Source organism: Rhodococcus sp. NFXS4 (genome assembly GCF_058139645.1).
Genome location: NZ_CP192221.1, coordinates 3,403,847 through 3,427,844 on the forward strand (window position 1 = coordinate 3,403,847; position 23,998 = coordinate 3,427,844).

General features: G+C 69.2%; 21 protein-coding genes and 1 tRNA gene. 14 read left to right on the forward strand and 8 right to left on the reverse strand.

Translation table 11 applies throughout. The features are described from left to right. Nucleotides 1–10: 10 nt before the first annotated feature. Nucleotides 11–1,732: a hypothetical protein gene (locus tag J4E04_RS15975; RefSeq protein WP_490149003.1), complete on the reverse strand. Its 1,722-nt coding sequence runs from the start codon at nucleotides 1,730–1,732 to the stop codon at nucleotides 11–13. Between the two features lie 245 nt (nucleotides 1,733–1,977). Here J4E04_RS15975 and J4E04_RS15980 point away from each other — a divergent pair, with 245 nt between their 5' ends. Then, on the forward strand, nucleotides 1,978–3,186 hold the full coding sequence (locus J4E04_RS15980) for a M23 family metallopeptidase (protein WP_490149004.1): 1,209 nt from the start codon (nucleotides 1,978–1,980) through the stop codon (nucleotides 3,184–3,186). Between the two features lie 79 nt (nucleotides 3,187–3,265). Here J4E04_RS15980 and pcrA read toward each other — a convergent pair whose 3' ends face one another. Then, on the reverse strand, nucleotides 3,266–5,725 hold the full coding sequence (gene pcrA / locus J4E04_RS15985) for a DNA helicase PcrA (RefSeq protein ID WP_490149005.1): 2,460 nt from the start codon (nucleotides 5,723–5,725) through the stop codon (nucleotides 3,266–3,268). Nucleotides 5,726–6,024: 299 nt separating this feature from the next. Between pcrA and J4E04_RS15990 the strand changes: the two genes are divergently transcribed. Then, nucleotides 6,025–6,351, forward strand: a complete 327-nt coding sequence (locus J4E04_RS15990; RefSeq protein WP_027504161.1) for a chorismate mutase — start codon at nucleotides 6,025–6,027, stop codon at nucleotides 6,349–6,351. A gap of 66 nt (nucleotides 6,352–6,417) precedes the next feature. Here J4E04_RS15990 and J4E04_RS15995 read toward each other — a convergent pair whose 3' ends face one another. Then, a complete protein-coding gene (locus tag J4E04_RS15995) occupies nucleotides 6,418–7,899 on the reverse strand; it encodes an NAD-dependent succinate-semialdehyde dehydrogenase (RefSeq protein ID WP_222647891.1) in 1,482 nt (493 codons plus the stop codon). A 143-nt stretch (nucleotides 7,900–8,042) separates the two neighbouring features. Between J4E04_RS15995 and pgi the strand changes: the two genes are divergently transcribed. From pgi to J4E04_RS16015, 4 genes are all read left to right on the forward strand, one after another. After that, entirely contained in the window at nucleotides 8,043–9,686 is a 1,644-nt protein-coding gene (pgi, locus tag J4E04_RS16000; protein ID WP_056446956.1) for a glucose-6-phosphate isomerase, read from the forward strand. Nucleotides 9,687–9,851: 165 nt separating this feature from the next. Continuing rightward, nucleotides 9,852–10,613 carry a crotonase/enoyl-CoA hydratase family protein gene (locus tag J4E04_RS16005; protein ID WP_222641565.1) on the forward strand — a complete coding sequence of 254 codons (762 nt, stop codon included), beginning with the start codon at nucleotides 9,852–9,854 and terminating at the stop codon, nucleotides 10,611–10,613. Then, nucleotides 10,610–11,890, forward strand: coding sequence for a hypothetical protein (locus J4E04_RS16010; protein ID WP_490149006.1), 1,281 nt, complete (start codon nucleotides 10,610–10,612; stop codon nucleotides 11,888–11,890). Before J4E04_RS16005 ends, J4E04_RS16010 begins: the two co-directional genes overlap by 4 nt. Before the next feature lie 41 nt (nucleotides 11,891–11,931). Further along, entirely contained in the window at nucleotides 11,932–12,177 is a 246-nt protein-coding gene (locus J4E04_RS16015; RefSeq protein ID WP_222641569.1) for a DUF2630 family protein, read from the forward strand. Here J4E04_RS16015 and J4E04_RS16020 read toward each other — a convergent pair whose 3' ends face one another. After that, nucleotides 12,178–12,930: an SDR family oxidoreductase gene (locus J4E04_RS16020; protein WP_222641571.1), complete on the reverse strand. Its 753-nt coding sequence runs from the start codon at nucleotides 12,928–12,930 to the stop codon at nucleotides 12,178–12,180. It abuts the gene before it with no gap. Between the two features lie 47 nt (nucleotides 12,931–12,977). On the opposite strand from J4E04_RS16020, the gene J4E04_RS16025 reads away from it, so the two are divergent. After that, complete coding sequence (locus tag J4E04_RS16025) at nucleotides 12,978–14,417, forward strand: dihydrolipoyl dehydrogenase family protein (RefSeq protein ID WP_490149007.1); 1,440 nt, start codon at nucleotides 12,978–12,980, stop codon at nucleotides 14,415–14,417. Here the strand turns inward: J4E04_RS16025 and J4E04_RS16030 are convergent. Beyond that, nucleotides 14,414–15,007: a hypothetical protein gene (locus J4E04_RS16030; RefSeq protein WP_027504168.1), complete on the reverse strand. Its 594-nt coding sequence runs from the start codon at nucleotides 15,005–15,007 to the stop codon at nucleotides 14,414–14,416. The two genes, J4E04_RS16025 and J4E04_RS16030, sit on opposite strands and share 4 nt — an antisense overlap. Before the next feature lie 41 nt (nucleotides 15,008–15,048). On the opposite strand from J4E04_RS16030, the gene J4E04_RS16035 reads away from it, so the two are divergent. Continuing rightward, the gene (locus tag J4E04_RS16035; protein WP_490149008.1) at nucleotides 15,049–16,617 is read left to right on the forward strand and encodes a carboxylesterase/lipase family protein; all 1,569 of its coding nucleotides are present in this window, start codon (nucleotides 15,049–15,051) and stop codon (nucleotides 16,615–16,617) included. Nucleotides 16,618–16,621: 4 nt separating this feature from the next. Here the strand turns inward: J4E04_RS16035 and J4E04_RS16040 are convergent, their stop codons facing one another. Both J4E04_RS16040 and cobF read right to left on the reverse strand, forming a co-directional pair. Beyond that, the gene (locus tag J4E04_RS16040) at nucleotides 16,622–17,488 is read right to left on the reverse strand and encodes an Fpg/Nei family DNA glycosylase (RefSeq protein ID WP_222641579.1); all 867 of its coding nucleotides are present in this window, start codon (nucleotides 17,486–17,488) and stop codon (nucleotides 16,622–16,624) included. 20 nt (nucleotides 17,489–17,508) lie between these two features. Then, on the reverse strand, nucleotides 17,509–18,255 hold the full coding sequence (gene cobF, locus J4E04_RS16045; protein WP_027504170.1) for a precorrin-6A synthase (deacetylating): 747 nt from the start codon (nucleotides 18,253–18,255) through the stop codon (nucleotides 17,509–17,511). A 23-nt stretch (nucleotides 18,256–18,278) separates the two neighbouring features. On the opposite strand from cobF, the gene J4E04_RS16050 reads away from it, so the two are divergent. The 3 genes from J4E04_RS16050 to J4E04_RS16060 are packed head-to-tail and all read left to right on the forward strand — an operon-like array spanning nucleotide 18,279 to nucleotide 19,919. Further along, nucleotides 18,279–19,076: a thymidylate synthase gene (locus J4E04_RS16050; protein WP_490149009.1), complete on the forward strand. Its 798-nt coding sequence runs from the start codon at nucleotides 18,279–18,281 to the stop codon at nucleotides 19,074–19,076. Then, nucleotides 19,073–19,552, forward strand: coding sequence for a dihydrofolate reductase (locus tag J4E04_RS16055; RefSeq protein WP_027504172.1), 480 nt, complete (start codon nucleotides 19,073–19,075; stop codon nucleotides 19,550–19,552). The genes J4E04_RS16050 and J4E04_RS16055 overlap by 4 nt, the downstream gene beginning before the upstream one ends. Before the next feature lie 40 nt (nucleotides 19,553–19,592). Next, nucleotides 19,593–19,919, forward strand: coding sequence for a cupin domain-containing protein (locus J4E04_RS16060; RefSeq protein WP_027504173.1), 327 nt, complete (start codon nucleotides 19,593–19,595; stop codon nucleotides 19,917–19,919). A 54-nt stretch (nucleotides 19,920–19,973) separates the two neighbouring features. On the opposite strand, the gene J4E04_RS16065 is transcribed toward J4E04_RS16060, so the two are convergent. Further along, nucleotides 19,974–20,927: an acyl-ACP desaturase gene (locus J4E04_RS16065; protein WP_027504174.1), complete on the reverse strand. Its 954-nt coding sequence runs from the start codon at nucleotides 20,925–20,927 to the stop codon at nucleotides 19,974–19,976. A gap of 321 nt (nucleotides 20,928–21,248) precedes the next feature. Between J4E04_RS16065 and J4E04_RS16070 the strand changes: the two genes are divergently transcribed. From J4E04_RS16070 to J4E04_RS16080, 3 genes are all read left to right on the forward strand, one after another. Further along, on the forward strand, nucleotides 21,249–22,490 hold the full coding sequence (locus tag J4E04_RS16070) for a PucR family transcriptional regulator (RefSeq protein ID WP_307095423.1): 1,242 nt from the start codon (nucleotides 21,249–21,251) through the stop codon (nucleotides 22,488–22,490). Nucleotides 22,491–22,544: 54 nt separating this feature from the next. Then, nucleotides 22,545–22,617: transfer RNA gene (locus J4E04_RS16075), tRNA-Arg, on the forward strand. Between the two features lie 25 nt (nucleotides 22,618–22,642). Continuing rightward, the gene (locus tag J4E04_RS16080) at nucleotides 22,643–23,539 is read left to right on the forward strand and encodes a DUF3089 domain-containing protein (protein ID WP_490149010.1); all 897 of its coding nucleotides are present in this window, start codon (nucleotides 22,643–22,645) and stop codon (nucleotides 23,537–23,539) included. Nucleotides 23,540–23,998: the final 459 nt, after the last annotated feature.

Below are 23,998 nucleotides of genomic sequence, written 5' to 3' on the forward strand. Positions count from 1 at the left end.
GCGCCGACATCTACTCACCAGTACGAAAAAATCCTGCCGCCACCAGCGCCGATGCCGCAGCGCCGACAGCGGTCACGAAGGCCCCCGACGACGCCGTCACGCCGGGGCCCGCGCCGCCGAGGATCGGGCTCAGCGCGACACCCGCCAGAGCCACCGCGGAACCGATCTGGAGCGCCGCGGCGCGCGACGACCGAGCGCGAGCCGCGACGGCGGCGCCGATCAGGACGGCGGCCACGAGCACCAGCCGCCCCCACACGTCCCACCCCCACGGCAGCGCCCCGATCCAGCCGCCGGTCTCCCCGCCCACGTCGTACTGCGGCAGGAGCAGCCCCAGTGCGGCGACCCCGGCCGCGACGGCCAGCGCGGCTGCGAGGGGGCGCGAGGCCCCGTCCAGATCGCTGGTGTCGACGCCGTCCCGCTCCGAGGCGCCCGCCGCGGCGACGAGCGCGAGCGTGAGCAGACCGAGCAGCGTGCCGACGACCAGCAGCCAGCCGCCCGCACCGACGGACACGCCGTCGATACCGACGCCCAGGACGAGCGCCTGCAGCACCGCGGCCGCGAGCGCCAGATGGCCCGTGACGATCATCGGCACGGCAGCCCGCACCGCGGCGGCGAACTCCGAGAAGAGCAACAGCACGCCGCCGACGACGGTCACGACGGCGTACGCGGCCACCGCCCGGTCCCCCACCACCGTCGGGACGGAGCCGGTCGAGACGTCGAGAAGCGGCAGGACGGCGCCGACGCCGAGAGCGATGCCCGTCAGGACGGTCACCGCGCCCGCGACGACGTGCCGCCGCGTCGAGTTCGAGGGAGCGGCGGACCGTGCGAGCCGGGGCACGGAGGTCGTGGGTCCGGAGGTCGCGCGCGCCGTCGCCACCGTGGCCACGCCGAGGACGAGGAGCCCGCCGACTCCGACTACCGTGCCCGCGCCGAGGTCGATGCGGTCGCCCGCCCCGAGCGCGGCAGCCAGGCGGACGCCGACGACGGTCGCCGATGCCGCGACCACACCGGTCAGTGCGCCGACCGCCGCGGACCTGCTGGTCGACGAGAACGCGTAGGCCACACCCACCAGCACCGCGACCGCGGACAGTCCACCTCCGAGAGCCGACGCGACGGGTCCGGCGACCGGAGCGGGAGCGAGGACGACGGCATCGGTGCTCACGTACGCGGGCAGGAGGAACGAGGCGGCGAGTGCGAGAGCGCCCGCGACCCCCACGGCGACCACGACCGATGCCGATCGACGAGCGACAGGATCCTCGTCGACGTCGTCCCACTCGACCGTCCGCGCCAGCGCGAGTGCCGCCAGCGCCCCGGCGACGACGACGAGCGCGTGCCCGAGCGTCACCACCACGGCTCCCGGGCCCGCCTTCAGCGCGCCGGCCGAGATCGGACGGAACAGCTCCAGCCGGTCGGCGTCGATCGCTCCGACGAACAACTGGAGATCGGCCACGATCGATCCCAGTGCGACGGCGCCCAGCGTCGCGAGCACGGGGAAGACAATCGGCCGGATCGCGCGCACCAGGAGCAGCAGAGCGATCGCTGCCCAGAGCGCCGACGAGACGGCGGCCGCGCCCCGCACCGGGAGGCCCACGTCGGCGCCGCCGACGACGGGAACGTACGGAGCGGCCGCCACCGCCAGCGCTCCGACGACTCCGAGTGCGCGGGCACCGAGCCGGACGGGGTCGGACGCGGAACCAGAGGTACGACGGCCCGCGGATGTCGGCTGTGTCACGATGACGAACGGTATCCGGTCCTCGTGTCCGCCGATCGTGATGCCGCTCGCCTCGATCACAGGAAGATCACCGATGTGCCTGATCGGCGTCGGGACTCGTCCTCGAGTAAACCCAGGACACCTTGTGAGCCACCTCACATATGTGACCCGAGAAGCCGTTTGGCTTGCGCCCGCCGCGACCATTTCGTTACCGTCCACGAGGTTCCACATCACGGGTAGGTCACGAATCAGGAGGACGGCAGGTCTTGCAGCACCACCGAACTCCGTTCACACGCTCACGCTTCGTCTCGGACGCCACCGACGACAGTCGGTTCGATTCCCAGCAGTACGAGGCCCAGCAGTTCGAGCACGACACCACCGTGTTCACGCCGGCGGACGGTCATCTGACCGACACCGGCCCCCTCGAAGCCCTCTCGACCGATGCAGCATCGTCCCCCTGGGACCGTGCGCACGAGTCCAGCGACTACGTGGCGTCCGCGCCCGCGTACACCCCGGCCCCCCTCGGCGATGCGCCCACGCGCCGCCGCCGCTCGGTACCGGCGACGTCCTTCCTCGTCACCCCTCCGGCCGGAGCAGCACCGTCGGTGACCTCGGCTGCCATCGCGGACGAGATCGCAGTCAAGCGCAGCGGCGCCCACCGCATCCCCGCTCCGCCGTCCGCCCTCAAGGGACGCGTCGCTGTCGTCGCCGTGGCCGCAGGTGCGGTCGTCGCTGCCGGCCAGGCCGCGATCGACAACGCGCAGCCCGCCGAGCGCACCGAGACCTCCGAGTACGCGCTGGCCGCCGGCCAGGCCCCGGCAGCTGCCACGTCCGCAGGAATCGTCGACAGCTCCACCGCCGCCGGCATCGTCGCGGACCAGCCGGCCGCGCACGTCGACTCGGTGCCCACCGCCACGTCGACCGGAGCGCCCGTCACGGCCCCCTCCACGTCCGCGGCACCGCAGATCCTCAACATCGCCGCACCGGTCGACCTGGGCCAGTTCTCGGAGCTCCTGGCGAAGGGCCAGCGCTTCAGCGAGGAGCGCGAGGCTCGCGAGGCCGCTGCACGGCGTCCCCTCTTCGCACTGCCCGCGCTCGGCACCTACACCTCCGGCTTCGGCTCGCGGTGGGGCACGCTGCACGCCGGCGTGGACATCGCCAACGCAATCGGCACGCCGGTGTACGCCGTGGCCGACGGCACCGTCATCGACTCGGGCCCCGCGGCCGGCTTCGGACTGTGGGTCCGGTTGCAGCACGCCGACGGCACCATCACCGTGTACGGCCACATCGATTCGTCCGAGGTCCAGGTGGGCCAGACGGTCATGGCCGGAGACGAGATCGCCAAGATGGGCAACCGCGGCCAGTCCACCGGCCCGCACCTCCACTTCGAGGTCCACCTCACGGGCGACAACAAGATCGACCCGCTCCCCTGGTTGGCGTCCCGCGGTATCGCTCTCGGCCCCGAGCGCGACTGAGTTCCCACACCTCCACACACGTCGAAGGTCCGGCGTCACCGTCATGCACGGTGGCGCCGGACCTTTCTTCCGTGCCCTCTCACAGCTTGGTCATCGGCACTCCGCCGATGAGCATCATCTTCACGCGACCGGACGTGCCGAAGTCGATCAGCACCATCGCACGCTGACCTGATCCCTCGGACTCGACGACGGTCCCGAGACCGTACTTGTCGTGGCTCACGCGATCACCCACGGCGAGCGTCAGGGTGTTGTTGGACCCGGCCTTGCCGAAGCTGGGCGTCGGGGTGGCCGACGGCGACGACCCACCGGACCATCCACCACGGGGATTCGACGTCCAGTCGCGCTGGCGCCCCGAGCCACCACTGGAACCGAACCCGCTGCCGACGCCGGGATCCTCCCGTTTCCAGTCGATGAGATGCTGCGGAACCTCTTGCAGGAAGCGCGATTCGGGGTTGTTGATGGGCTGCCCCCACGCCGAGCGCATGATCGCGCGAGTGAGGTAGAGCCGGTGCCGCGCACGCGTGATGCCCACGTAGGCGAGTCGACGCTCCTCGGACAACTCCGCAGGATCACCGAGCGCTCGCATGTGCGGGAACTGGCCGTCCTCCCACCCGGTGACGAACACGACCGGGAACTCGAGCCCCTTGGCCGTGTGCAGCGTCATGAGCGTGACGACACCGTCGCCGTTGTCCGGGATCTGGTCGGTGTCGGCCACCAGCGAGACCCGCTCGAGGAAGGCGGCGAGCGAACCCGGCTCGGCCACACCGTCGGTGTCCTCTGGTTCTGCGGACGCGACGTCGAGGTCCGCGTTGATGTCGACCCCCACCTCGAGATCCTCGATGCCCTGAAGGTTGCGTGCGTCGGCACTGAACTCGCGGGCCACGCTGACCAGTTCGTTGAGGTTGTCGAGGCGAGCGCCGTCCTGAGGATCCGAGCTGGCCTCGAGTTCGGCGCGATACCGCGTGCGGTCGAGCACCGCCTCGACGATGTCGCCGATGTCCGCGACGTCGTTTCCGTCGGCATCGGTCGCGTTCATGGTGGCCCGCAGCTCGCCGATCATCTCCATGAACGACGCGATGGCGTTCTGCGCGCGCGTGTTGAGCAGCGCCACGGAGCCGGCCGCGGCATCGAGGAGCGCGGCGTTGAAGCTGATGTTCTTCCGCTCGGCGTGCACGGCGACACAGGCCTCGGCACGATCGCCGATGCCGCGGCGCGGGGTGTTGAGGATGCGCCGCATGCTCACCGTGTCGTCCGGATTGGCCAGCACGCGGAGGTACGCGACCACGTCGCGTACCTCCTTGCGCTCGTAGAAGCGCACACCGCCCACCACCTTGTAGGGCAGACCGAGGCGGATGAAGATCTCCTCGAGCGCGCGCGAGGAGTTGTTGGTCCGGTAGAACACCGCGACGTCGGAGTACTTGTAGTCGGTGCCGTCGACCAGCCGATCGATCTCCGACGCCACGAACTTGGCCTCGTCGTGCTCGTTGTCCGCCACGTAGCCGATGATCGGATCGCCGTCGCCGGTGTCCGTCCACAGCCGCTTGTCACGGCGGTTGGTGTTGCGCGCGATGACGGCGTTGGCGGCCGCCAGGATGGTCTGGGTGGACCGGTAGTTCTGCTCGAGCAGGATGGTCCGCGCGTCCGGATAGTCGCGCTCGAACTCCTCGATGTTGCGGATGGTCGCGCCGCGGAACGCGTAGATCGACTGGTCCGCGTCACCCACCACGCACAGTTCGCTCGGGGGAACCGCCGCGACGTCGCCCTCCGCCGTCGTTCCGGTACCCACCAACTCGCGCACCAGCATGTACTGCGCGTGGTTGGTGTCCTGGTACTCGTCGACGAGGACGTGGCGGAAGCGGCGCCGGTAGTACTCGGCGACGTCCGGATGGCTCTGCAGCAGTGCCACCGTCTCGCCGATGAGATCGTCGAAGTCGAACGCGTTGGCCGCCCGCAGACGCTGCTGGTAGTGGCCGTAGACCTTCGCGATGACGGCCGGCAGCTCGGCCGGCTCCTTCTCCGCGTCGGCGACGGCCTGGTCCGGATCGATCAGCTCGTTCTTCAGATTGGAGATCTGCGTCGCCAGCAGACGCGACGAGAACTTCTTCGGATCGAGCTGCAGATCCTTGCCGATCATCGCGAGGAGCCGACGCGAATCGTCCGCGTCGTAGATGGAGAAGTTCGAGTTGAGGCCGGGGAGCAGCGCCGCCTGGCTCCGGAGGATCCGCACGCAGCTCGAGTGGAACGTGCTCACCCACATGAAGTTGGCCCGCGGCCCGACCAACTGGACGACGCGCTCCCGCATCTCGGCCGCGGCCTTGTTGGTGAACGTGATCGCGAGGACCTGGCCGGGTGTGACATCTCTCTCCGCCAGGAGATACGCGATGCGACGGGTCAACACCGCGGTCTTGCCCGAACCGGCGCCCGCCACGATGAGCAACGGTCCCCCCGAGTGCATCACTGCCTCGCGCTGCTGGGGATTGAGGCCCTCGAGGAGCTGGTCCGAGGACCTGGTGGCACGTGCGGGTGACTGTGTGTTCATCGTCCGTCCAGATTACCGGCGGTCACCGACACCGACACCATCACTCGGGCCGTGGGCGCCGAATCCCTGTCGTGTCGGAGTTCTGCCGCTCGCCGTATCACGCCGATCTGCAATTGCTCCTTCTTTACGTGGGGAGTGACACGGGCATACTCTTGCCCGGGCTCGACCGGCGAACGGCATCACACCGACTGCACCCGACCGTAGTGACCAGGCGTTTCGTGACTTCCGCGGAAATTCGTGGAAATCGCGTAACAGAACGTGAGAGCAGAGCGACACACGTTCTGACACGAGGAGTTGATATGAGCACAGCGATTCACACCACCGCAGCATCGGCGTCGTCCGAGTCGAACGATCACGCCGACGACGCGAACCTGCCGACGTCCGAAGCCGAGATCGACGAGCTCCGTAAGGAGATCGACCGCCTCGATGCCGAGATCCTCGCCGCCGTGAAGCGCCGCTCCGAGGTCTCCCGCACCATCGGTCAGACGCGGATGGCACAGGGCGGACCCCGCCTCGTCCACAGCCGCGAGATGAAGGTCCTCCAGCGCTTCAGCGACCTCGGCCAGGAGGGTCACACGCTGGCCATGCTCCTGCTCCGCCTGGGCCGCGGCCGCCTCGGACACTGAGTCCACCGCTCGTAGAGCTCGACCGGGAACCGCCCAGACGACGGGCGGTTCCCGTGCCTCACCGCATCACTGCAGGGCGATGTACTTGGTCTCGAGGTACTCCTCGATCCCCTCGCTTCCGCCCTCGCGACCGAATCCCGACGCCTTGATCCCACCGAACGGTGCGGCCGCGTCGGAGATCACCCCGCGATTGACACCCACCATGCCGGTCTCCACGGCCTCCGCCACGCGCAGCGCCCGGTCCAGATCCCGCGTGAAGATGTACGCGGCCAGGCCGAACTCGGTGTCGTTCGCCGCAGCGATGCCGTCCTCCTCGGTCTCGAAGCCGCGCACCGCGAGCACCGGTCCGAAGACTTCCTCGCTCAGAATTCGGGCGTCACCGGGCACGTCGGTCAGCACGGTGGCGGGGTAGAACCAGCCCGGCCCGTCCTCCGCAGTGCCGCCGAGTGCGACGGTCGCGCCCTTGGACGCCGCGTCGTCGACGAGTTCGGCCACCGTGTCACGCTGCTCCTCGTTGATCAGCGGTCCGAGCTTCGTGTCCGGATCACTGCCCCGCCCGACGGTCATGGCGCGCATCTTCTCGGTCACCTTGGCGACGAACTCGTCCTTGACCGAGTTCTGCACGTGGAACCGATTCGCGGCCGTGCAGGCCTCGCCTCCGTTGCGCATCTTGGCGAGCATCGCCCCCTCGACGGCGGCGTCGATGTCCGCGTCGTCGAACACGACGAAGGGCGCATTGCCGCCCAGCTCCATCGACGTCCGCAGCAGATTCTTCGACGACTTCTCCACGAGCATCCGCCCCACCTCGGTGGAGCCGGTGAAGGTCAACTTGCGCAGTCGAGGATCGTCGATCAGCGGCCCGGTGACAGCGCTGGACTTCGACGTCGGCAGTACCGACAGCACGCCCTCGGGCAGCCCGGCCTCGGAGATGAGCTTCGCCAGGTAGAGCATCGTCAGCGGAGTCTCCGAGGCGGGCTTCACCAGGATCGTGCATCCCGCCGCGAGTGCGGGCCCGATCTTGCGGGTGCCCATCGCCAGCGGGAAGTTCCACGGCGTGATCGCCAGCACCGGGCCGACGGGCTGCTTGGTCACCAGAATCCGGCCGTTGCCCGCGGGCGCCGGCGTGTACCGCCCCGCGATGCGGACCGCCTCCTCGGAGAACCAGCGGAAGAACTCTCCGCCGTACTTCACCTCGGCCTGACTCTCGGCGAAGGCCTTGCCCATCTCCAGCGTCATGAGCAGTGCGATGTCGTCGGCGTGCTCGGTGATCGACTCGAAGACCGCCCGCAGGATCTCGCCGCGCTGTCGCGCCGGGGTGGCGGCCCAGGACTTCTGCACCGCGACGGCCTCGTCGAGCGCGCGTGCGGCGTCGGCGGGACTCGCATCCGAGACCTCGGTGAGCACCTCCCCGGTCGAGGGATCCCGAACCGGGAACGTGGCGCCGTTCTCCGCGTCGACCTGCTTGCCTCCGATCCACAACTTCGTGGGGACGGACGCGATCAGGTCCTTCTCCCGGGTCGTCGCTGCGCTGCTCGTTCCTTCGCTCACGTCTCTCGCACTCCTCGTCGCTGCTCGCCGGGTCGCCCGGTGGTACCGACTGTCTACCCCGTGGGGCGGGACTCGTCACGCACTCCCGCACGACGATCACGAGTCCCAGCGGCTCGGGTGCCCAGCGATTAGGGTCAGGGCTCATGAGCGCCGACATCACGAGCACCGAAGCCTGGACCGAGCTCGTCTCGCATCACGAGGCCGTGGCCGATCGCCACCTCCGTGACTTCTTCGCCGACGATCCGTCGCGTGGGAGCGAGCTGACCGTCACCGCGGGCGACCTGTACATCGACTACAGCAAGCACCGGGTCGAGCGGCAGACGCTCGAACTGCTGCTCGACCTCGCACGCGCAGCGGACGTCACCGGGCGTCGGGACGCCATGTTCGCGGGCGAGCACATCAACACCTCCGAGAACCGGGCCGTGCTGCACACCGCGCTGCGTCTGCCGTCGGACGCGTCACTCGAGGTCGACGGCCAGGACGTGGTGGCCGACGTGCACGAGGTCCTCACGCGGATGGGCGATTTCAGCGATCGAGTGCGATCCGGCGCATGGACCGGCGCCACCGGTGAGCGGATCCGCACCGTCGTCAACATCGGGATCGGCGGCTCCGACCTGGGTCCGGTGATGGTCTACCAGGCTCTGCGGCACTACGCCGACGCGGGCATCTCGGCGCGCTTCGTCTCGAACGTCGACCCGGCCGATCTCGTCGGCACCCTCGCCGACCTGGACCCGGCGTCGACGCTGTTCATCGTCGCCTCCAAGACCTTCGGCACACTCGAGACGCTGACCAACGCCACGGCCGCCCGGCGATGGCTCACGGCCGCACTCGGTGACGACGCCGTCGCCCAGCACTTCGTCGCGGTGTCCACCAATGCGGAGAAGGTGTCGAACTTCGGCATCGACACCGCGAACATGTTCGGCTTCTGGGACTGGGTCGGCGGCCGCTACTCGGTCGATTCCGCCATCGGTCTGTCGGTGATGCTCGCCGTCGGCCGCGAGGCGTTCGCGGACTTCCTCGAGGGCTTCCACCTGATCGACCAGCACTTCCGCGAGGCGCCGCTCGAGTCCAACGCGCCGATCCTGCTGGGCACGCTGGGCGTCTGGTACTCCAGCTTCTTCGGCGCGCAGTCCCGGGCGGTGCTGCCGTACTCGAACGATCTGAACCGGTTCGCCGCCTACCTGCAGCAGCTCACCATGGAGTCGAACGGCAAGTCGGTGAGGGCCGACGGAACGCCCGTCACGACGGACACCGGCGAGATCTTCTGGGGCGAGCCCGGAACCAACGGCCAGCACGCCTTCTACCAATTGCTGCACCAGGGAACACGACTCGTGCCGGCGGACTTCATCGGCTTCGCCGAGCCGACGGACGATCTTCCCACCGCGGACGGCACGGGCAGCATGCACGACCTGCTCATGAGCAACTACTTCGCCCAGACCAAGGTGTTGGCCTTCGGCAAGACGGCGGAGGAGATCGCTGCCGAGGGCACGGACGCGGACATCGTGCCGCACAAGGTGATGCCGGGCAACCGCCCGTCGACGTCGATCCTCGCGCCGAAACTCACGCCATCGGTGGTGGGTCAGCTCATCGCCCTCTACGAACATCAGGTCTTCGTCGAGGGCGTCATCTTCGGCATCGACTCGTTCGACCAGTGGGGAGTCGAGCTGGGCAAGACCCAGGCGCAGGAGCTGACGCCGGTGCTGACCGATGCGGACGGCCCGGGCGCGGACCTCGATTCGTCGACGAGTGCGCTGATCGACTGGTACCGCAGCGAACGCGGACGCTGACGTACAGCGAGACCGCGCCGGTCCGTCGGGTCGGGGGTCTGACGGACCGGCACGGTCTCACACACCATGTCGCCGCCACCCGTCCGGGCGTTACACATCGGGCGAACTTTCTTCGGCGGCCTCGTGAACAACCACAACCGGGCGTGGCAGCGGTACGGTCGAACCATGAACGTGCGGATCGAACGCCGAGGTCCGGTGGTCACGGTGATCCTCCACCGACCCGAGGCACGCAATGCCGTGGACGGTCCGACGGCGGCCGCTCTGGTGGAGGCCTTCGAGGAGTTCGACGCGGATCCGACGGCATCGGTCGCGGTGCTGTGGGGAGACGGCGGAACCTTCTGCGCCGGTGCCGACCTCAAGGCACTGGGCACCGAGCGCTCGAACGTGGCGACCGAGCACGGTGACGGGCCGATGGGGCCCACACGCATGGAACTGTCCAAGCCTGTCATCGCCGCGGTGTCCGGCCATGCGGTCGCCGGCGGTCTCGAACTCGCGCTGTGGTGCGACCTGCGCGTCGCCGACGAAGACGCCGTGTTCGGTGTGTTCTGTCGGCGCTGGGGTGTGCCGCTGATCGACGGCGGAACGGTGCGATTGCCGCGGGCGATCGGTACGTCGCGCGCGATGGACATGATCCTCACCGGGCGTGCCGTCGACGCGCAGGAAGCGCTGACGTTCGGACTCGCCAACCGGGTCGTCCCCACGGGCACCTGCCGCGCTGCCGCGGAGGAACTCGCCGCGTCCCTGGCCGAGTTCCCGCAGGCGTGCCTGCGCGGCGACCGACTGTCGGCGCTCGAGCAGGAGGGCCTGGACCACCGCGCGGCGATGGCGAACGAGTTCCGGCACGGTGCCACCTCGCTCGTCGACGCGTTCGACGGTGCACAGAAGTTCGCGTCCGGCGCCGGTCGACACGGAGCACCGCTCGAGTGACTCGCCTCTCCGTCGTCGACGAGATCTTCCTCCGCACACATCGAGGCTTCGGCATACCCGTTGCGATGCAGGGCCTCTGGGTCACCGAGGAGCCCATCACCCGCGGCGCTCTCGACCTGATCGACGCCCGGCTCGCCGAGGGTCGTCTGGGTGTGCGGATCGTCAGCTCGCGTCTGCCCGGCGCGCGTCGGCGCTGGGTCCGGGCATCGGGGCGCCCCGGCGTCCGGTGGACGGAGCCGACCGACGACCCGGTCCGCTGGGCCGAGTCGGGCGCCGACGTCTCGCTCGACCCCGAGTACGGACCGGGCTGGCGTCTGACCGCGGCGCCCTGCGGGAACGGAACCGCCGTCTCGTTGGTGTGCTCCCACGTCATCGCCGACGCGCGCGGACTCATCGACGCAGCAGCGGCGGCGCTGTCCGGCGTCCCGGACCCGATCGCCCCGGACGACGGCACCACCGACACCGCCGATGCACTGGCCACACTGTCGACCGTCGTCGGCCGCACCGCCGTGGCCGTCTCCGCGCTCGCCGTCAGTCGCGCCCGGCGCGCCGAACTGATGCAGTACCTGCAGGCGTCGAGGACCGGAACTCCTGCGCCGGCCCGTCCCGACGCGTGGGAAGTGCTGTCCGTGAGCACCGATGTCGAAGCGACGCAGTGGGATCGGGTCGCCGCCGAGGGAGCGGGCACTCCGAACGTGGTGTTCCTGTCCGTCGTCGCGGCCGTCGTCGCGACGCTGAGATGTTCGGGCACGTCCGGCGACACCGACGGGTCCGTCCTGCTCGGCGTCCCGATGAAGGTCGAGGCCGGCGGCGCCAACGCGATCTCGGTGACGGCGGTCCGCATCACGGAATCCGACTCACTGGCCGACATCCGTCGACGCGCGAAGACGGCGTACCGAAGCCCGCTGACCGGTCCCGCGGGCTTCCCCGACGAGTTGCTGCACGTGGTCCCCGAACGCGCCGCCGCGCTCCTCGCGCCGTCGACGGGCCGGCGAGATGCTCTGTGCTCCAACATCGGCCCGCTTCCCGAGGCGGTGCGCACCATCGGCGGCCGCCCCGCGGTGCGCGTCGCCGCGCGGGCGATCCACCCGGGACTCCGACACGAGCAGTCCGCCGCGTCGCCGACCATCCTGTCGGCCTATCTCTGCCGCCACGATCACGCCTACACGCTGTCGGTGGTGGTCACCGATCCTGGGGCGGCGCACTCGGTGGAGCAGGTTCGCGACGCGATCGCGACGGCACTCGGGCATCACCACCTCACACCCGACTTCTGGTGAGTACGGTGAACATCACCGACTTCAGAGAGGTGAGTGCGTTCATGAGTGAGACCGACATCTACGCGAAGATCAAGGACCTGGTCGACACCGAGCACGAGTTGCGTTCGCGCACCGAAGCAGGCGAGCTCGATCCGAGCGAGGAGCGGGCGCAGCTCGACCAGCTCGAGAAGGCACTCGACCAGTGCTGGGACCTGCTGCGTCAGCGGCGCGCCAAGAAGGACGCCGGACTCTCCCCCGACGACGCCGAGACGCAGTCCGTCTCACAGGTCGAGAACTACCTGCAGTAGCTAGACGAGCCCGTCCGTGAGTCGACGAGGGAGCACGCGCAACACGACGTCGATCGCCTTCCAGGTGAGGCCCGGCAGCGCGGAGCGCGTGACCTCCTTCTCGATGGCCGCGACCATCGCGGAGACGCCGTCGTCGAGTGAGGACATCAATCGACCGGCGTCTCCGGCGCGGGAGGACATGTCGGTGGCGACATATCCGGGCAGAACCGTGGTGACCGCGATGGGTGTGCGGCGGAGTTCGGCGACCAGCGCCTCGCCGAGTGCCGAGACTCCTGCCTTCGACGCGGAGTACACAGCCTTGGATCCGGGTAGTCCGCGATCGGCACTCACCGACGACACGAGGACGAGGTGACCGGCATTCTGCTCACGGAACACCACCAGCGCTGCCTCGACCTGGGACACCACTCCGACGAAGTTGGTGCGTGCGGTCTCGAGGTTGGCGTCCGCGCGGCCGGTGCCGAGCCTCGCGCCCTTTCCGAGACCGGCGTTCACGATCACGCGGTCGAGCCCGCCGAGTGTCTCCCGCAGCGCGTCGATCCCCGACACCACCGACTCGTGATCCGTCACGTCCATCGCGGCGACCGCCACGGTGATGTCCGGATGCCGGGCGGTGAGCTCGGCGCGCAGAGCCTCGAGCCGGTCCACCCGCCGGGCACACAGCCCCACGTCGCGGCCCATCGCCGCGAACCGCCGCGCCATCTCCTCGCCCAGACCCGAACTGGCCCCGGTGATCACGATCTTCTGTCTCCCCATCGGGCACACACTAGCCACCACGACCCACTCAGAACTCTGGAGGATCAGTGAGCGACAGCAGCACCGACGAGTACGACGTCATCGTGATCGGCGGAGGGCCCGTCGGCGAGAACGCGGCGCAGTACGCGATCGCGGGCAGTGATCGCACCGCCGCCATCGTCGAGCACGAACTGGTGGGCGGTGAGTGCTCGTACTGGGCCTGCATGCCCAGCAAGGCGTTGCTCCTGCCCGCCTCCGTGCTGAACCAGGCCCGGGCGATGCCCGGGGTCCGCGAGATCGTCGGCGACGCACGACTCGACGCCGACGCGGTGTTCGCCCGCCGCGAGAGCTTCACCCACGGGCTCGACGACTCCTCCCAGGTGTCGTGGGCCGAGGGCGCGAACATCCACGTCGTGCGCGGTCACGGCCGGGTGTCCGGCGAGCGCGAGGTGACAGTGGGCGATCGGGTCCTGCGCGCTCGGCACGCGGTGGTCCTCGCGACCGGCACCACGGCCACGGTGCCGCCGATTCCCGGACTGCGCGAAGCACTTCCGTGGACGTCCCGCGATTCGACCAACCTGCACGAGGTGCCGGAGCGGATCATCGTGATCGGCGGGGGCGTGGTCGCCTGCGAGTCGGCGACATGGTTGCTGGCCCTCGGCGCCGAGGTCACGATGATCGTGCGCGGAACCTCGCTGCTGGCCGGATCGGAACCGTTCGCCGGGGCGGCGGTGGCCGACGCTCTGACCGCCGCGGGTGCGCGCATCCTGTTCGAGTCGCAGGTCGCCACGGTGTCGCGGCCCGACGCGCAGGACACCGGGTACGGCCACCTCCACGGTGGGCCCGCCTCGGTGACGATCGGCGACGACACACTCGAGGTCGACGAGATCCTGGTCGCCGCCGGCCGAAGGCCGGCCACCAAGGACCTGGGACTCGACGCGGTGGGCCTCCCCACCGGGGACTCGATCGCCGTCGACGACCATCTGACGGCGAAGGACGAGTGGCTCTACGCGGTGGGCGACGTCAACGGTCGCGCCCTGCTCACCCACATGGGCAAGTACCAGGGACGCGTGTGCGGCGACGTCATCGCCGCGCGCGCCGACGGTCGATCGATCGACGGCAGCAGGTTCCGGGCGAGTGCCGACCACGGCCAGGTGCCCCAGGTCGTCTTCACCACCCCCGAGGTGGCGTCGGTGGGCCTCACCGAGAAGAAGGCGCGGGCCGCCGGTCTGCCGGTGCGGGTGGTCGAGATGGACATCGCCGTCGCGGGAAGCTCCCTGCGCCAGGACGACTTCGCCGGACACGCGTCGATGGTGATCGACACGTCGAGCGACGTGATCGTCGGATTCACGCTGGTCGGCCAGGGCGTCGCGGAACTCCTGCACGCGGCCACCATCGCGGTGGTCGGCCGCATCCCGCTGGAGACCCTGTGGCACGCGGTCCCGTCCTACCCGACGATGAGCGAGGTGTGGTTGCGCCTGCTCGAGGCCGCTCGCAGCGGAAGCTAGCCGCGCGGCAGCGGCTGGGCGCGCCGTACGGACAGTGCTGCTCGCTCGGGGTCGAGTGGGACCGGGGAGATCACGACGCCGTGTCCGACTCGCAGCGTGCCCGAGCTGATCGGCGCGGTGCGCAGACCACCGCGTCCGATCAACGCCTTGCGGGTGCCGTCCACCACCATGCTGTCCATCCACGCGCACGGGTGCGCGGGACGCCCCCCACGCAGGAGCACCGGGCCGTCACCGGTGTCAATGACGAAGTCCTCGCCCCGGAGCGGGTCGAGTTCGAGACCACGCACGACGATGTTGCGGCGGGCCACGCTCACGTCCCCGTCCCACGGCTCGTCGTCCGGGTGCAGGGCGTTCGCCTCGGCGACCGCCGTCTCCCACGCCTCGACGGCCAGGAACGTGATCGCCGCCTCGGTGTGCGCCTGGACGCCGAAGAACCGGTCGCCCCGGATGCCCTTCCCGGTCACCACCTCGACGGACGACGGCAGCTGCGTGCGTACGTCGGCGGCGGGTCCGTCCTTGCTGCGACCGAAGTAGGCATGTGACGGAGACACGAGAAGCTGCACGATCTCGATGGGACAGGTGAACGTCATACCCCGAGTGTGCTCACTCGGCTCTCCGTATAGTCAGCCGGATGGGGCAGGGAGACTTTCCGACAGAGATCACCACGAGCGAGGGGCGGGTCCGCGGATTCGTCGCGCGCGGTATCGCGCAGTGGCGGGGCATCCCGTACGCGCAGCCGCCGGTCGGACCGCTGCGGTTGCGCGCACCGCAGCCGCCGACGGCGTGGGAGGGCGTCCGGGACGCCACCCGCTGGGGTGACGCGGCGGTCCAGGACTCGGGCCGCTCCCCCATCGGTCCCATCAAGGGACAGGGCACCAGTGAGGACTGCCTGACACTGAACGTCAGCGCGCCGGCCACCACGCCCGCCGGCCCCCGCCCCGTCATGGTGTTCATCCACGGCGGCGCCTACACGCTGGGAACGTCGGCCACCTCCATGTACTCGGGCACGTCGCTGGTCCGCCGCGGCGACATCGTCTACGTCTCGCTCAACTACCGGCTCGGCGCCCTCGGGTACCTCGACTTCCGACAGTTCTCGACGCCCGACCGGACCTTCGACAGCAATCTCGGGCTGCGGGACCAGGTCGCCGCGCTGCAGTGGGTCCAGCGCAACATCGCCGCATTCGGCGGCGATCCGGACAACGTCACCATCTTCGGCGAATCGGCCGGCGGCAACGCCGTCACCACGTTGACGACCGTGCCCGCCACGAAGGGCCTCTTCCACAAGGCCATCTCGCAGAGCTCGGCGCCGGGCATGGTCGCCACGTCCGACCGTAGCGAGAAGTGGGGACGCGACTTCGTCGAGTTGCTCGGTGCCACTCCGGACACCGCCGCCGACACGCTCGCGGGAGCCGACGTGGCCGACCTGCTGAAGGCGGCTCACCGGCTGGGTTCGAAGAGCCTGAAGGAGACTCCGGGGCTCATTCCGTTCGGCCCCAGCGTCGACGGGGACTACGTGCCGGAGGCGCCGCTCGAGGCGTACCGATCGGGCCGTGCGCATCCCGTCCCGATGATCATCGGCAGCAACGAGCACGAGGGCACCCTGTTCCCCAAGTGGCTCGACGCCCTTCCCACGAATGCCGAGCGCATCGACCGCCTGTTCGCGAACACCGACCCGTCGGCCAGGGATCGCATTCTCGCCGAGTACCCCGGATACCCGGAGGGCCTGTCCGCCATCGACTTCGGCGGCGACATCACCTTCTGGCGACCGTCGCTGGAGATCGCGGACGCGCACACCGAGCACGCGCCCACCTACGTGTACCGCTACGACTACTCACCGCGGTTGTTCGACCTGCTGAAGCTGTACTCGACGCACGGTTCCGAACTGTTCGCCGTGTTCGGCGTCTACCGCGCCCGCGTCGGGAAGTTCTTCGCGATCCTGGGCGACTGGGGCAGCTCGGTGGCTGTCACCGACGAGGTGCAGAAGCAGTGGCTCGCCTTCGCGAGAACCGGTGCGCCCGAAGCGGACTGGACTCAGTACGAGGTGCCCGGGCGCGCCACTCGGATCTTCGACAGCGCGACGCGGATGGAGAACGATCCGCTCGGATCCCGCCGCGCTGCGTGGGAGGGCTTCAGCGGCTACGACACACCGACCGGATCCTCGGCCGGTACGGAGAACGAGTCGTCGCAGGACTTCCGCTGATCGGCTACTTCACGAGACGGGACAGACGGCGGTCGGCGAGAATCCGGCCGCCGGTCTGGCACGTGGGGCAGTACTGGAACGACCGGTCGACGTAGGAGACCTCGCGCACGGTGTCACCGCAGACCGGGCAGGGCATGCCCGTCCGCGCGTGCACCCGCATACCGGACCGCTTCTCGCCCTTGAGCCGTGCCGCGTCCTGACCCTCGGACCGCGCGACGGCGTCGAGCAGGACCGAGCGCATCGTGGTCCACAGCAGGGTCACCGACTCGGGGGTGAGCGAGGCGGTGGTGGCGAACGGCGAGAGCTTCGCGGTGTGCAGGATCTCGTCGCTGTAGGCATTGCCGATCCCGGCGAGCAGTTGCTGATCCACCAATGCGGTCTTGAGCCGAGAACTCCTGCGGGCGAGTAGTTCCGCGAACTCCGGCTCCGTCACCGCGAGGGCGTCCGGGCCCAGGCGGGCGATGCCGGGCACCTCCTGCGGATCGCGCACGACCCACACGGCGAGCCGCTTGCGCGTCCCCGCCTCGGTGAGGTCGAACGCGGGGGTGAGCCCCTCGGGTGTGAAGAGATGGACGCGGAGTGCGAGCGGCCCCTTGCCCGGCTTGGGCGGCGCCGACGACGGATTGTCCGTCCACCGCAGCCAGCCACCGCGCGACAGATGCGTGACGAGCCAGAGCCCGCCGGCCTCGATGCCGAGGTGCTTGCCCCACCGGGCCGCGCCCGTGATGTCCTTGCCCTGCAGATCGGTGACCGGCGGATCGAAGGTCTTGAGAACGCTCAACGCGGCCACGTCGATGCGCCCGATCACCGCTCCCAGCGCATGCTCACGGAGGAAGCCCGCGAGAGCCTCGACCTCGGGTAATTCCGGCACACCTCGACCCTAATCGGAAGTCACGGTCGATGGACGAGATAGGTGTCCATCACCCAGCCGGCCTCGGCCCGCAGAGCCGCCCGGCGCGCGACGATCTCGTCCCCGATGTCGTCGACGGGGCCCGCCAGGGTCACCTCGCCGGGCGTGCCCAGGTTCGCACCCCACCACACGTTCCACCCGGGCAGCGACCGGAAGCTGCAGTCCGAGTCGAGCATCACCACGGCCGCCGTGACGCCGTCGGGCAGGCCCTCGTCACGAAGCCGGCGACCGGTGGTGGTGAGGACCGGCTCCCCCACTCGGTTCATCACGATGCGGTGCGCGGCCGCGAGCGCCGACGGACTGGTGACACCCGGGATCACCGAGACCTCGAACGGGCTGTCGAGCACCGCGCGCACCCGCTCCACCACGCGCAACGTGCTGTCGTAGAGCGACGGGTCGCCCCACACCAGCATCGCGCCGACCGACTCGGACGGCTCCGCGTCCACGAGGTCGGCGAGCATCCGGGCGCGGAGGTCGTGCCAGGTGTCGACGGCGTCGTCGTAGTCCGACGGCGCGCGGTCGCGCGGCGGATCGGTGAACTCGACCACGCGATGGTCGGTCGGCACGTGCTCGCGCAGGATGCGGGTGCGGACGTCGACCAACTCCTGCTTCTGCGCGCCCTTGTCGATGACGAAGAAGACGTCGACGGTGTTCATCGCCTTGATCGCCGCGACGGTCACCTGGTCGGGATCCCCCGCGCCGATACCGATCACGTGCATGGTCCTCATCTGCCTGAGCCTAAGGTGTAGCCATGGTCGCGACGCCCTACGAGGATCTGCTCCGCCGCGTGCTCGCGGAGGGCACGCCCAAGTCCGACCGCACCGGGACCGGCACCACCAGCCTGTTCGGCCACCAGATGCGGTTCGACCTGTCCGAGGGATTCCCGCTGGTGACCACCAAGCGCGTGCATCTCAAGTCGATCGTGCACGAGCTGCTGTGGTTCCTGCGAGGCGAGTCCAACGTCGCCTACCTGCGCGAGAACGGCGTCACCATCTGGGACGAGTGGGCCGACGAGAAGGGCGACCTGGGGCCGGTCTACGGAGTGCAGTGGCGCTCGTGGCCCACACCGTCGGGCGACCACATCGATCAGATCTCGCAGGTGATCGACACCATCCGCCGCGACCCCGATTCCCGACGCATGATCGTCTCGGCCTGGAACGTCGCGGAGATCCCCGACATGGCGCTGGCTCCGTGCCACGCCTTCTTCCAGTTCTACGTCGCCGACGGAAAGCTGTCGTGCCAGCTGTACCAGCGCAGCGCCGACATGTTTCTCGGCGTGCCGTTCAACATCGCGAGCTACGCCCTGCTCACGCACATGGTCGCCGCGCAGACCGGCCTCGAGGTGGGCGACTTCGTGTGGACCGGCGGCGACTGCCACATCTACGACAATCACTTCCACCAGGTGCGCGAGCAGTTGACGCGAGACGCGTTCCCCGCCCCCACGCTCCGACTCGCTCCACGTGACTCGATCTTCGACTACACCTTCGACGACATCGAGATCGTCGACTACCAGCACCATCCCGCGATCAAGGCACCCGTCGCGGTATGACGATCGGGTTGGTGTGGGCGCAGGCGCACGGCGGCGTCATCGGCAAGGACGGCACGATTCCGTGGCGGGTGCCCGAGGACATGGCGCACTTCCGTGAGGTCACGGGATCCAGCCGCGTCGTCATGGGACGGCGTACCTGGGACTCGTTGCCCGCACGGTTCCGCCCTCTGCCGGGCCGGACGAACATCGTGCTCAGCCGTGACGCGTCCTGGTCCGCGGAGGGTGCCGCACGTGCCGCCACGATGGACGAGGCGCTGCTCGGCGGACACGACACCTGGATCATCGGCGGCGCGGACATCTACCGGCTCGCCCTGCCGCACGCCGATGTCGTCGAGATGACCGAGATCGATCTGGACGTCCCCGGCGGCGACACGGTCGCCCCCGAGGTACCGGCATCGTTCACCCGGACCGAGGGCGCCTGGCAGACGAGCAGCGCATCCGATGTTCGCTATCGATTCGTGCGCTACACGCGCTGATTCGCCGCGCCGGGGCCCGCTGAGCGGGACAATACGACGCATGGACAAGAAATCGCTGACCGCGCTCGCTCGGCAACAGCTGAAGCTGGCGAAGACCGCGTCCAGCGGGCGGAGTTCGCACACCGTCTACGGCGGACATCAGCGCAGCCTGCGGCAGACCGTCGTCGGCCTGGCCGCGGGCAACTCGCTGGCCGAGCACGATCTGAACGGGGAGTCCACGGTCCTGGTCCTCAGCGGCCAGTTGCAACTGGTGAGCGGTGAGCGATCCTGGAAAGGTTCCGCGGGCGATCTCCTCGTCGTCCCCGACGCCCGCCACAGTGTGGAGGCCGTCGAGGACGTCGCGTTCCTGCTGACCGTCGCGATGTAGGACGGGCAGGCCGGAGGCCGGAGGCCGGTCGATCGAAGACGGTCGTCAGATCTGTCAGACGGCGATGGCTTCGCCGCGTTCGCGGTCGCGGGCGAGTGCTCGGTCGCGTGACTCCTCGAAGCGCACCGCCTGCTTCTCGAGGTCGGCCAGGTAGTCGGCCACCATCTCGCGCAGCTTCTCGCCCTCGGGTCCGAAGTCGGTGCGCTCGAAGATGTCCCACTTGCGCAGCACCGGCATGATGACCTCGTCGAGGTGCTGGCGCAGGTCGTAGATGCCGTACTTCGCGATGAGGACGGCGTTGCGACGGAAGTCCGGCTGGTTGAGCCCCGGCATCTGGAAGTTCATGACGACGTCGGCGATCGCCTTCATCGTCTGGTCCGGCGCGAGCTCGATGGCCGCCGAGCACATGTTGCGGTAGAAGATCATGTGCAGGTTCTCGTCGGCCGCGATGCGGGCGAGCAGTGCGTCGGCGATCGGATCGTTGCAGGCCTTGCCGGTGTTGCGGTGCGACACCCGGGTGGCCAGCTCCTGGAACGTCACGTAGGCGACGCCGTGCAGCAGGTTGGCGCCCTCCATCGGCGAGTCGATACCGACCGTCATGTGCTCCATCCGCGCCTGCTCGAGCGCGACGGGATCGACGCTCCGGGTGACGACGAGATAGTCGCGCATCGCGATGCCGTGGCGGTTCTCCTCCGCGGTCCAGCGACCGACCCAGGTTCCCCAGGCCCCGTCCATCGAGAAGTTCTCGGCGAGCCCGCGGTGGTAGGAGGGCAGATTGTCCTCGGTCAGCAGGTTCGTGACCATGGCCGCCTTGGCGACCTTCGACAGCGACGACTGCTCCGGCGACCAGTCCTGGCCGCCCAGCATCGCGAAGTTCTTGCCGTCGCTCCACGGGATGTAGTCGTGGGGGTTCCACGGCTTGGCCAGCGTCAGATGGCGTTCGAGATTGGTTTCCGCTACCGGCTGCAGTTCGCGCAGCAGCTCGATCTGTGACAGCACCTGTGGCATGAGGTTCCCCCGTGACGCGTCGTGTTCCGTCGACCTGGCCGGCCGACGAGAGGTGACGCTAGGACGGGTCCGATCGGGCCACCGCCGCCTTGCGTCGATGTTGGGACGAGTCGCAGGACGGTCCGATTCTGCCTGGCTCGGGTCACAGCGCCGCGAGGAAACGCGGGACGAAACTACACATATGAACTTTTATTGCCCTACAATCTGAACTTGCGCCCCGTTTTTGTGCGAGTGACGAGCCAGTCGACCGTCGACGTGGAGGGAAACCGCCACGTGACACAGAGTGGACGTACGGCTCGCCGACCGGAAGGAACTAGTTACGTGAGTGTCGAGAACACGCAGTCGTCCCAGGCGGCTGCGGTGGAGAAGAGCACCACCGGACTCATGGTGGCAGGCCGCACCGGCGTGCCGCCACGCGACCTCGAGAACGTCGCTCGTCGGACGGTGGGTCAGCCGGCTGCGGCCACCCGCACGTCGACACTCGGCGCGACCCTCCGGGCTGACGTCACGGAACTGACGGTGTCCTGCCTGTCCATGGCCGTCGGCGTCGGCGACGCACCCACCACCTCGGACGAGGACATCGCCGAGCTCGGTGGCCGCGCGGCGCAGTGGGCCCGCGAGGGTGTTCCGCTCCGCGCCGTCCTCGGCGTCTACCACGAGGGCATCCAGATGGGCTGGGACCTGGTGTCCGAGCGCGCGACGGGCAATCTCAAGGCTGTCGCCAAGGCGTTCGTCGCCCTGTCGGAGCGCATCTCGACGGCCGCGTCGGCCAGCTACGTCGACGAACTGCAGGCCGTCGCGAGCGAGCACCACACCGCCGCGCACACCGTCGTCACCGCACTGCTCAGTGGCCACAACGCGCGTTCGGTGGCCCGCCAGTCGGGCATCGAGCTCGCCGACTCGTTCACCGTGCTGGCCGTCTCCATCGCCGCGCATCCCGACGAGTCCAACCCCGCCCTGCCGCGCGCGGTCACCGCCCGTCGCAAGCTGCGCCGCGTGCAGGCCGAGCTGGCCCTCGTGTGCGACCGCTCCCCCCTGTCGATGCTGTCCGCCGAGGGCGGCACCATTCTCGTTCCCGGCGAGCGCGACGACGAATGGGTCGCCACTCTCGTGGAGCGCATGTCCGTCGCCGCCGAGACCGCGGTCACCGCCACCGTCGCCACCAGTTCCGTCAACGACGTGCCGGCCGCCTCGGATCAGGTGCACGAGCTTCTCGACCTCGCCCAGCAGCTTCGTCGACCCGCCGGTGTCTACCGCATGACCGACCTTGTTCTCGAGTACCAGCTCACCCGCCCCGGCCCCGGCCGGGCGTACCTGTCACGCGTTCTCGTCCCGTTGGACAACTCGCCCGAGCTGCTCGAGACCCTCGAGATCCACATCAACCACGACCTCAACCGTCAGCGCTCGGCGCGTCAGCTGCACCTGCACACCAACACGGTCGACTATCGCCTCAAGCGGATCGCGCACCTCACGGGGTTCGATCCCACGCGCCCGTCCGGAATGCGGCACCTGCAGGCCGCACTGGTGGCACGCAAGCTGGAGGCCATCTCGCCCAGCGCCTGACAGACATGTCGACCCGGTAGAGTGCTGAGCGTCAGCCCGGCTCTCGCCGGGTCGGCCCTCGTAGCTCAGGGGATAGAGCAACCCTCTCCTAAAGGGTAGGTCGCAGGTTCGAATCCTGCCGAGGGCACCGAAAGCCCCGCTACAGTCCAGCCATGACGCGCGCGCTCCTCCTGGTGGCAGCCCTGTTCGGCTCACTCTTCCTGTCGGTGCCGGCCGCGTCGGCAGCACCGTCGACAACCTGGCTCTGCCGGCCCGGCACCGCGGATCCGTGTGGTGGTGGCACCGACGCCCCGGTCGACTGCTTCTACGTCTACCCCACCGCCTCTCTGCAAGCGGCGCAGTCGGCGAACCTCGACGCGTCCCCCGAACTCACCTTCACCGCGGCGGCACAGGCTCGCCCGTTCGGCTCCGTCTGCAACGTCTGGGCTCCGGTCTACCGTCAGGCCACGCTGCTGAGCCTCGCCACGGCCGACGGTCCCGCACGGGACGCCGCACTCGCCGAGGCCTACGTGGACATTGATCGAGCCTGGACCGATTACCTCGCGCAGCGGGACTCCAACCGTGGTGTCGTGCTGCTCGGCCACTCGCAGGGGTCTCGCATGCTGCGGACGCTCCTGCAGAACCGCATCGAACCGGATCCCGCGACGCGAGCGCTGTTGGTGTCCGCCATCATTCCCGGCATCTCGGTGCGGACGTCGGACTTCACCACCGTCGCCCCGTGCGCGGATGCGAGCGAGACCGGTTGCGTCGTCGCGTATTCCACTTTCTCGCGCACTCCCCCGCCCGACTCCCGCTACCGCGGCGACGGCATCCTCTGCACCAACCCGGCGTCGCTCGGGGCGAATGCGAGGACGCCGGTGCTGGGGCCGTTGCCGAACCTCACGGCGCAGTGCGACGGTGACAACGTGCTCATGATCGACGGCCCCGGAGCCTCGGCCCTGCCCACGCTGCCGAACGCGACCTGGGGGCTGCACCTGCTGGACTTGACGATTCCGCAACAGACACTGGTCGATCTGGTGCGGTCGCAGAGCGCGGCGTTCACTGCCTGATCGCACACCGATTCCGTGAGGCGCACACCCGCTGCGGCCTGTTGATAGGGGTGTGCGCCCACCAGAGGGGGGTGCACACCCCTACCGGGCCAGCATCTCCCGCGCACCCACCGCAGCCCCGTGCGCGCTGGTCACACGGGGTGCGCACACGCGAACCAGACCCGCACGCCGAAGCGCACACCGATTCCGTGAAGCGCACACCCGCTGCGGCCTGCTGGGAGGGGTGTACGCCCACCAGAAATGGTGTGCACGCACTGCCGATCCCGTTCCGCCACAACAACTCCACCCGGCAGAGCGTGCACGGCGCCGGCCCCACGCGCTGCGAGACGGCGGTCACAGCGATTGACCGGCTACACTGGGTCTCGCTGCTGCGCCACTGTGCGCGGCGTACGTCGTGGAATCAGCACGAATTTTTCTTACGGCGATCGGAACTGCCCACCGGCAGTCTCGCCATTCTGC